At 49.4% G+C, this 9,106-nt stretch carries 7 protein-coding genes; 4 read left to right on the forward strand and 3 right to left on the reverse strand.

The features are described from left to right. Together ACJROR_RS13135 and ACJROR_RS13140 are read right to left on the reverse strand one after the other, a co-directional pair. A partial coding sequence (locus ACJROR_RS13135; RefSeq protein WP_406547475.1) for a Na+/H+ antiporter NhaC family protein occupies positions 1-983 on the reverse strand: 983 nt, incomplete at its 3' end. Positions 984-1,217: 234 nt separating this feature from the next. Next, positions 1,218-2,003, reverse strand: coding sequence for a ZIP family metal transporter (locus tag ACJROR_RS13140; protein ID WP_406038984.1), 786 nt, complete (start codon positions 2,001-2,003; stop codon positions 1,218-1,220). Between the two features lie 719 nt (positions 2,004-2,722). Between ACJROR_RS13140 and ACJROR_RS13145 the strand changes: the two genes are divergently transcribed. The 4 genes from ACJROR_RS13145 (at position 2,723) to ACJROR_RS13160 (ending at position 6,907) form a co-directional block, all read left to right on the forward strand. Next, positions 2,723-3,736, forward strand: a complete 1,014-nt coding sequence (locus tag ACJROR_RS13145; protein WP_406547477.1) for a GTP pyrophosphokinase family protein — start codon at positions 2,723-2,725, stop codon at positions 3,734-3,736. Between the two features lie 378 nt (positions 3,737-4,114). Next, on the forward strand, positions 4,115-4,627 hold the full coding sequence (locus tag ACJROR_RS13150; protein ID WP_406547478.1) for a cupin domain-containing protein: 513 nt from the start codon (positions 4,115-4,117) through the stop codon (positions 4,625-4,627). Positions 4,628-4,726: 99 nt separating this feature from the next. Next, entirely contained in the window at positions 4,727-5,674 is a 948-nt protein-coding gene (locus tag ACJROR_RS13155) for a Gfo/Idh/MocA family oxidoreductase (protein ID WP_406547480.1), read from the forward strand. Positions 5,675-6,004: 330 nt separating this feature from the next. Further along, positions 6,005-6,907, forward strand: a complete 903-nt coding sequence (locus tag ACJROR_RS13160) for an Abi family protein (protein ID WP_406547482.1) — start codon at positions 6,005-6,007, stop codon at positions 6,905-6,907. Positions 6,908-6,978: 71 nt separating this feature from the next. Here the strand turns inward: ACJROR_RS13160 and ACJROR_RS13165 are convergent, their stop codons facing one another. Beyond that, on the reverse strand, positions 6,979-8,805 hold the full coding sequence (locus ACJROR_RS13165) for a hypothetical protein (RefSeq protein WP_406547484.1): 1,827 nt from the start codon (positions 8,803-8,805) through the stop codon (positions 6,979-6,981). Between the last annotated feature and the right edge of the window lie 301 nt (positions 8,806-9,106).

The raw sequence follows: 9,106 nt of genomic DNA on the forward strand, positions 1-9,106 counted from the left end.
ATGAAATCCGCCATGGTGGAGATTTTACTCGGAATGTACTTGAAAAACACCGCCAGAAGTCCGGCCAAAGCCCCGAGAATCAGGGAAAACGAGGGATCCGAGTTCCCCATGGCCAGCGCCACCTCATGAAAAGCTTCCCCCTCCTTCCAGAACCCTCCGGTGGATAGCATGGCCAGCACTGTGGCAGTAATCAGGAAGCCAATGGGGATCAGAATATCGCCAATGGTCCCGGAAGGCTTTGGTGTTACTTCGCAGTCCACCGGAATCGGAGTATTGACATCTTCTTCCCCTTCGGCCAGTTTTTCCTGATGGGTAAGCTCGGCCCGGCGCATGGGCCCGAAATCAAAGTCCAGGGCGATAATCAAAAGCACAAAGCACAGGCAGAATACGGCGTAGAAATTCCAGGGAATGCAGGAGAGGAAAATCATAAAGGGAGTTTCCTCTGCGGCTTTGGTGGTCAGGTTGGAGCTTACCGCCACAGCCCAGGAGGAAATCGGAGCAATGATGCAGATCGGAGCCGCCGTGCTGTCAATGATAAAGGCCAGCTTTTCCCGGGAAATCTTCTGGGCATCGGTTACCGGTTTCATGACTGTGCCTACGGTAAGACAGTTGAAATAATCGTCAATGAATATCAGGATCCCCAGAAACATGGTGGAGAACAGCGCCTTTCTTCTGGTTTGCAGTTTTTTACGCGCCCATTTTCCGTATTCCCGAATACCTCCGGAAGCGTTAATGACACTGATAAGAGCCCCCAGAAGAGCGCAGAAAATGGCAATCTTCAAATCGAATTTCGCGGCCAGGATCTCCAGTGTCACCTCTGCCGGCCGAATCAGCGGATTTCCGCCGGACTGAGAGCAATAAAGCAGAGCTCCGGACAGGATCCCGAAAATAAGGGACGAGTACACTTCCTTGGTCTTAAGAGCAAGAATGACCGCCAGCACCGGGGGCAGCAGCGATAAAAAGCCGGCAGAATAAGGCTCCATAGAAACTCCGTGTCATAAATCAAAACGCAACAGTTCGGAAAAGCTCCTGATGCAGCGTCATATTTTAGGACTTCAGGAATTTCTGACAAGAGAACCGGAGCCTCACCGTGCCGTACCGCTCATAAAAATCGCCGGGCCAAACGGAGCTTCTGAAGGAAATCGCAATTCAACGGAGCGCAGATCCGGAATCGCCCTCCGCCCTCTTAACAGCGCGGTACCGCATTTAAGAAAGAGCTAGGACGGGAGAGAATCCAGAGTCATCATCAGGGTAAAGCCCAGACTGAACACCAAGGTGGTGACATTGGTATGCTCCCCTTCCGACATTTCCGGAATAAGCTCCTCCACCACTACGTAGATCATGGCTCCCGCGGCGAAGGCCAGAAAATACGGCAAAAGCGGGAGAGCGAGCCCGGCCAGCATGATGGTGGCAATGGCTCCCAGGGGTTCCACAATGCCGGAAAGCGTTCCTAAGATAAAGGCCCGGCGCCGGCTGTGGCCGCTGACCCGGAGGGGCAGCGCTACCACTGCTCCCTCGGGAACATTCTGAATGGAGATCCCCAATGCTAATGAAATCGCTCCGGCCACGGTCATTACGGCGCTTCCGGACAGACTCCCCGCCAGAACCGCTCCCACGGCCATGCCCTCGGGAATATTGTGCAGCGTAACAGCCAGCGCCAGCATGGTGTTTTTGCTGAGCCGGGAACGGGGGCCCTCGGGAGTTTCGCTGTGAATGTGGAGGTGGGGAATCAGATTGTCCAGGAGAAGGAGGAACAGGATCCCTGACCAGAACCCGGCCACCGGAGGGATAAAGGCCAGATTGCCGTAATCCTGATCCTTTGCGGCGTCAAAGGCCGGCAGGAGGAGACTCCACACTGCGGCTGCGGTCATGACTCCGGCGGCAAAGGCCAGAAGACTCTTTTCGACTGCCGGCGGGATCTTGTTCTTTATGAGGAAGACCAGAGCGGCCCCGATAACGGTACCGGCAAAGGGAATCAGGAGGCAGATCAGGATCTGGTTCATAGTTTTCTCCGGAAAACCGCGTCCGGCAATGACATGAAACCGGCCGCTTTCCCTCGATTATAGACTGTTCCCGAAGTTTGCAGACGGGAATTATTTGCAGATGCTTCGGCTGCGTCTCAGGGGCTGCCCGGGATCCACTGGCTGGATATCTGTGTATCAGTGAGATAAGCCTAACAGGGAAATTCTGACCTTCGCATGGGTAATAAGAAGCGCATTCTCAAAACCAGTGAGATCCCTGAAATTGTCTTAAAGATGATGTATCATGAATGAAGAACCGGAACTCCCCTGCCAGCACTTAAGGAACATTGTTTTTTTCCGGGGGCTGCTTCTTCCCGGGGCCTGCCGGCATCTCTTATTTGAAGATACGGACTCCCGAGTATGCGGCTTCATTTGTCCGGCTCTGCAGAATATGGCGGATCGCGTTTTTTAGCTTCCTTGCCCTGATTGCCGGGTTTGCCATAAAATCCGCGCTGCATCAGTCCGCTTTGTCCGGGGAATTATCGCCATGATTTTGGTTCCCGTTGCCGGTAAACTGATGAAATATTAGAATAATGTCTGGTATGGACATCTTTCTTGACGAGTAATCCCCTTTTTCAAATGTTTGTCATATTATATACTAAAGTTACATCATTCTTGTTTTTGGAAATGTAAATTGATTTAATACGGTACTATTTATAACATAAACGATTTCTGGTGATCATTTTGTTCTGGTGCTTTTTATGAAGGTTAGCAATAAACAAATAAATAAAGCTGGTGATACCATTCGTAATGGTAACGATGCAGAAAAGGAACAAGCCATTGAGCTGTTAAACCAATGGAGATACAACCATATGCTTCCATTACGCAATATCAGATCAATCGTTGATAATCGTCTGAAGAAATTAGGGATTGAATGTATTGTGGGCCAGCGTTTAAAAAGAATGATCTCTATTATCGGAAAGATTACCCGTTTCCCTGAGATGTCTGTTTCAAAAATGCAGGATGTTGGCGGAATAAGGATCATTGTTCCTAAGATTTCTGATGTTAAAAAGGTTCATGAAGCTTTGATTAAAAAATCGAAACATGAGATTATCGTACCTCCAAAAGACTACATTGAAACTCCAAAGCCCGATGGTTACAGAAGCATTCATCAGGTATTCAAATATAAAAATGAACAAAATGAAGATATTAATAACATGAGGATTGAAATCCAGATAAGAACTAAACTCCAGCACGCCTGGGCAACCTCTGTTGAAACCCTCGGTGTGATTGACAAGGTTTCTTACAAATCAGGACTGGGGGAGGAAGAAAACAGAAAGTTTTTTAAGCTTGCCAGCGCCCTGTTCTCAATTAAAGAAAATTGCCATGTATTGGATGAATATAAGCAATGCACGAAAGATGAATTAATACAAATGATGAGAGATGCAGATCAAACACAGCAGATTCTTGCTAAATTAAAAGGCTTGTCTGCCCTTAAACCGGCACTTAATTTAAAGAATTCCGGCGATATCTATTTTGTGTTATACCTTGCTGCGGATGAGCAAAAGGACTTTTCAATTAAAGTCATTCCATTTGATGACGAGGAAGAAGCCGTTCTTCATTATGATGCTTTAGAGAAGAAAAACAGAAATAGTACTGGCAAATCCGTGGTTCTGGTAAGATCCAAAAATCTTAAGGAGTTAAAGAAGGCATACCCTAACTATTTCCTGGATACCCAGTATTTTGTCAGAACAATTGAAGATATGATTAAATAAAACTAATTGGCCATGGATGGACAGATGCTAATGATGTCAGGTACATTGCTTTCAGTACTGATCGCAGCGGTATTGCGAGGTCTGCATCCCTGAGACCTGTGAATCGCCGGGAGCGCCCGATCTCAAAATGTAAGCGCCCCGGCTGCCCTGCAGCCAAAAATCATAAGCTGTCTTAGCGTCTTCGGGGACTGAGGCAGTTTTTGTAAGTATGATACGACTGACATATCTCAGAGTTTGGTCTTTTGTTCATTGTCCGTTTCTTACCCGTCCCCGCCGGATAATGCTTTTGTTCTTGACGGCCGGATCCCCCTTCTATAACATTTTTAAGAGAACTGCAGCTGACCTTCATTTCCGGAATTTTTCAGGGAATGCCTTTCCATGAATGATATACCCCCTTCTGATTACCGTGACGGCCGTGATTTTCATGCATCAGGGGCCCGGATCTGCCCTGAGGAACGCGCTCCCGGCGATCGCTACTTCAAGAACTCCCCGGACATGGCCCGGGTGGTCTACCGCAATGCTCATGAAAACACCGCCTTTCCCGAAACCGATCCCCGGCATGGCCAGGGGCTTAATTTCTGTAAATGGATCACCTCCGAGCAGCCTGGCACTCAAGAACATTTTTCCTTTAACGGCAATCTCAACGGGATCCTGGAAAGCTTTCTGGAACCGGGAGCTTCCGTGGGCTGGCACCGTCATGATGATACCGAGGAGTACTATTATGTTCTGGAGGGCAGTCTCTATGCGGAGTGTCAGGATGCCTCCGGTGCCGTATTCAGACGCGATCTTAAGGCGGGGGATCTCCACCGGGTGTCCCGGGGCATGAGCCACTATGCCCGGGCCGGAGAGCGGGGAGCCAGATTTCTGGCTATTATTGTCAAGGCCGAGTAAATCTTCTGGCCATTGAGCGCTGCTAATCTTTTTACCATGTCGCGCCGTTCCGAAATCCCGGCGTTAAGGCATCTCATATACTGTTATTTCGGAGGCTTTATGAAAATTGCGGTTATCGGACTTAACTGGGGCCGGGTGCACTTAAGCGCCTGTCGGGAGCTTGGTCATGAGGTAACAGCGGTGGTAGGCCGGGATATGGAGAAGTGCCGGAGGATCGCCGATGAGTACGGGATCCCCGGGAGATACCAGTCGGTATCGGAGCTTCCGGGATCCGGCTTTGACGTTGTTTCCGTGGCTGTGCCGGCGGCGCAGCACTATGAGGTGCTTAAGGAGCTTCAGAAGCGTTCCTGCGGCATTGTTTGCGAAAAGCCGGTGCTGGGCTTCCGGGGGACTCCGGAGATGTATCAGGATCTTTCCGGGGAGATCTTCTTCAATTACGCCTACCCCTTTCTGCAGGATATGGACATTTTTTACCGAAAGCTGGAGGAGATGGGATCTATCCGGAGTATCAGCATTGAATGCCTTTATCACCTGGATCTCAATACCAGATTCACTCCTGAAGAGTACTTCTATGAAACGGTTTCCCATCCGGTATCTCTGGTGGTTCATAAGCTGCAGGACGTGGTCTCCGCAGTAAGAACCGCCCCCGCGGAAATTCTTGCCCAAACTGCCTCCGGAACCGAGCTCCGCATTGTATGCCGGGAGGATCCGTCTTTGAGCGGCATCAGGCACCGGGTTACCGTTACCGGCGCCGATGCCAGGAATGCTCTTGGTGACAAGGTAATCCCAAATGTCCTCCGGCTTACAGGGGAATATGTTACGGGATCCCCATGGCACTACCAGCCTCTGGAGTACAACGGGAAGCCGATTTCGGAGGAGCATTTCCCGGCGGCGGAGCCCTGGTATACCGCCAACAAGGCCTCTCTCGGGAATCTCCTCAGGTATTTTGCGGGAGAGCAAAGCCGGAAGGAGACCCTCAGTAACGGCGCCTTTGATCTTCGAAAGGCTATGATTGCGGAGGATATCCTGAACTGTCTCAAGGCCTGATCGGGCTGCTCTCCTGAGTTCCCGGAACTGTTCCAATGCCGGGCTGCAACACTGGTTTGCGGTAACGGGACACTTCGCGCGCCGCTGCGGATACGATGCAGAGCTTTAACATCCATGGGTTCTGGAGACAGGGCTTTAAGGAGGAGTTTTGCTGAGACCGGGAAAAAGTGTTACTTTGATGTGCATCAAAAAAGTTTGCAAAATTTGTTGATATTTTGCGGCTTTATGGGATAATACAAGCAATAGAGCCCTTCTGCGCTTGAGACACTTTGTGAGAGATACTTTGTGTACAGCGGACCAGTGAAGGGCCTTTTTTTTTGACAGAGATCTATGTTTCAAAATGTAAAACCCCCTCTGACCTATGATGAACAGATAACAAGGTTTAAAGAGTTTCATAACCTTTTAATAGACGATGATGAAGAAGCTCTCCTGATTTTGAAGAAAATTAATTATTACAGGTTGAGCGGGTACGGAAATGGTTTGACTTTGCCGGAAGATAAAGACAAATACAGGCCGGGTATTTCGTTAAAACATTTATATCAATTATATACATTTGACAGCAAAATGAAGAATCTGCTGTCATTGGTAATAGAACAAATAGAAATTCAGTTCAGAGCTAATATTTCATATCATTTGGCAACGAATTATGGTTCTTTAGGTTATCTTGATCCTAATAATTTTGCCGACAGAACAGATGCTAATGGTAATTCTGTTCTGGGAAGAATTCTGTATGATTTTAACACGATGGTCGAAAGAAACAAGCGACTGCCGTTTGTTCAGCACCATATCATCAATTATGGCGGGAAGTTTCCCATCTGGGCTGCCGTGGAGCTGTTTACCTTTGGCAATCTGACTTCTCTGTATTCGATAATGCTGGATAAGGACAAGGACGCCATCGCTAAGTTGTACGGTACTAAAGACGTATATTTTAACAGCTGGATCAGATTGCTGCAGGAGGTCAGAAATGTATGCGCCCACTATGCGCGATTATACAATTTTACTCTTAAGATTACTCCCCGGCTCCATAAAGAGTATGACTTTTTAAAGAGTAATGCAAGAACTAAAAAAACAAAACTTTTTCATGTTTTAATAGTCTTGAAAAAAGTGCTGGATAATGAACAATGGAATGAATTTTACTCACAATTTAAATTGCTGTTAAATGAGTATTTGCCATACGTAAGATTAGGTTTTATGAGCTTTCCGGAAAACTGGGAAGAAATCTTAGAAAAGTAATTTTGGTTTTAAATTAAAAAGCCCCGCAAAACCTGAGTTCCGCGGGGCTTAGCTCCTTGAGACGTTTTTTATCAGCTTTGGCTGTTGTCAGTCAGAATGCCGCCAAACAATCCCGCATCTCCGGAAGCCCCGGAATTATTTCCGATGCGGTCTCTGTTGTAGGCCACGGACTCCCTGTTCATCTTGAGAATGTCGCTGGCATTCCGGAGATCGCCCTCCCGGGCCACCCCGGCGATATTCTCCCGGGAATTCATGTACTCCTTGAACTCTCTTACGATATTGTCCATCTCGGCCTCGTCCTTGTGCATCTCCATAATGTAGCGCTTGTTATTGAAGCGATGGGGCCCGAAGCCCAGGAAGGTGGTGCTGACGATTCTGGAAATGATGATCCATGGCGAAATGCTGGATCTGATAAGCTCGTTTTCCGAACGGGTGGAGTCGTAAACGCTCATGCCGGTGGAGATCTTGGAGCTGGTGAAGGTGCCGTTGACCCGGAAGTACAGGAGCAGGGATTCGAACTTCATTTCCGCCCAGATAATGTAGGTGGCGCGATCCAGAATGCCGGAGTAGATCCAGAGGCAGAGGATCCCCAGAACAAAGGGCAGGAAATGGTTGCAGAGCGCCTGATAGCTGCCGCTGAGCTCCCGGACGTCCGCGGCGCCGCGGTAGGCCAGGTACACGATAATGCCGGCAATGCCCAGCTTCATAAGATGTCCCAGCACTGAAGCAAAGAACCGCACCACGTTAAAGACGATGCTGTTCACCGGCTTCTGATAGGCCGGCTGGGTTTCCTGAATGGTAACGCCCTCGAACTTGCCCTTGGCATTGTTGCCGTCCACGTAAAGGTTGGGGTTCAGGTCGAGGTAGATGCGGTTGGGCACCTCCATATAGCGGCGGTTGGCCATGATTTTGTTTTCAATAGCGATAAAGAGCTCGTCCGGATGAATGGACTGCTGCCAGTTGTCCCGGAGCTCCGAAACCTCGGTAACCACCTGATAGGAGCGGGATCTCTGCCAGAGGAGCCACAGAAGAGGCAGCGTGAGAGCGATGTTGCCGAAGGACATGGCCAGGAACCAGGGCGTGATGGAGAAGCTGTTTATGAAAGCGGAAATATGCTGATACACCGGCATTTCATAAAAATTCACAAACGAAAACCCCGTAGCTGCCAGCACCGGAACCAGCACAGCGATGGCGATGCTGATGGACAGCTTCCCGGGAGTCAGGTAGCTGGAGGTGTCCGGACTGTTGTAGAAGCTGGCGTAGTCATAGCTCCGCATGGATTTCCAAATGCCGGTCATGGCCAGGAAGAGATACCAGGTGTAGAGGGCCAGCACAAAATCCAGGTCTCCGGTGATAAGCCCGGTCTTGCAGAGAAAGAGCGCCAGAAGGTAGCACATCAGGTTGATCACGGTGCGGATAATGGCGGAGGAGGCTTTAAGAGCCAGATTCCGGAACGGCAGCGGCAGAAAATAGAGCGGCTTCAGAGTGGTGAAAAACATGTTTTCCAGCCAGTTCGCCGGCTCCCTGAAGGTGTGGTTGGTGCGGCTGTTCAGCATTTCGGAGAGAATGTCCGCGGAGTAATCGCATTTGGACTGGTCGGACACCACGCTGCTGTTAGCGGCCAGAGACGAGGGATCGGTACGGCCCAGAGGCATTCTGAAGGTCATGTAGAAACCGCTCCAGGCTTCCCTGACGGAGTAGGTCAAAAGTCCGAAGCCCACCACGAGGCAGATCCAGCCGGAGACCATGTCGGTTTTGGTGATCCAGGTAATGCTGACCAGCACATAAACAGACAGGGCCAGGGATATCAGCCCGGTGAGGATTTTGATATACCCCAGTTTTTTCAGGGGGTTATCGATTTTGGGGAGGTTGGAGCCCCAGTCGTTGGTATTGCCCATATTCTTTTCCTGCGTATTTGAAATCTGCGCCATTATATCGCAGCGGGGACAGGATGTATTTATGATATGGTTTTCAGGAAAAAAATGAGTAATAAATGAGTTAAGAAGGACAATCCTCCCGGTAACTCAGGAGGATCTGCGGGGCAGGCTGTTCTTCTCAGTGTGAGAATGACAGAGTGATTATTTCCTGCCGCCCTCCGGAGTCTTTTTGCCGGGCTGCCAGGGAAGACCGAGGACATAGCGCATTTTTCTGGCCTCATTGCAGAATTCCTGGTTTTTGGTGGCCTCGCAGGCCTTATCC

Origin of the sequence: Succinimonas sp. (assembly GCF_045225735.1) — a bacterium.
Taxonomy (GTDB): Bacteria; Pseudomonadota; Gammaproteobacteria; order Enterobacterales; family Succinivibrionaceae; genus Succinimonas.

Coding starts and splice junctions, on each gene's coding strand:
- ACJROR_RS13150 (WP_406547478.1), top strand. CDS start 4,115: ATGAATGATATACCCCCTTCTGATTACCGTGACGGCCGTGATTTTCAT.
- ACJROR_RS13155 (WP_406547480.1), top strand. CDS start 4,727: ATGAAAATTGCGGTTATCGGACTTAACTGGGGCCGGGTGCACTTAAGC.
- ACJROR_RS13140 (WP_406038984.1), bottom strand. CDS start 2,003: ATGAACCAGATCCTGATCTGCCTCCTGATTCCCTTTGCCGGTACCGTT.
- ACJROR_RS13165 (WP_406547484.1), bottom strand. CDS start 8,805: ATGGGCAATACCAACGACTGGGGCTCCAACCTCCCCAAAATCGATAAC.
- ACJROR_RS13160 (WP_406547482.1), top strand. CDS start 6,005: ATGTTTCAAAATGTAAAACCCCCTCTGACCTATGATGAACAGATAACA.
- ACJROR_RS13145 (WP_406547477.1), top strand. CDS start 2,723: ATGAAGGTTAGCAATAAACAAATAAATAAAGCTGGTGATACCATTCGT.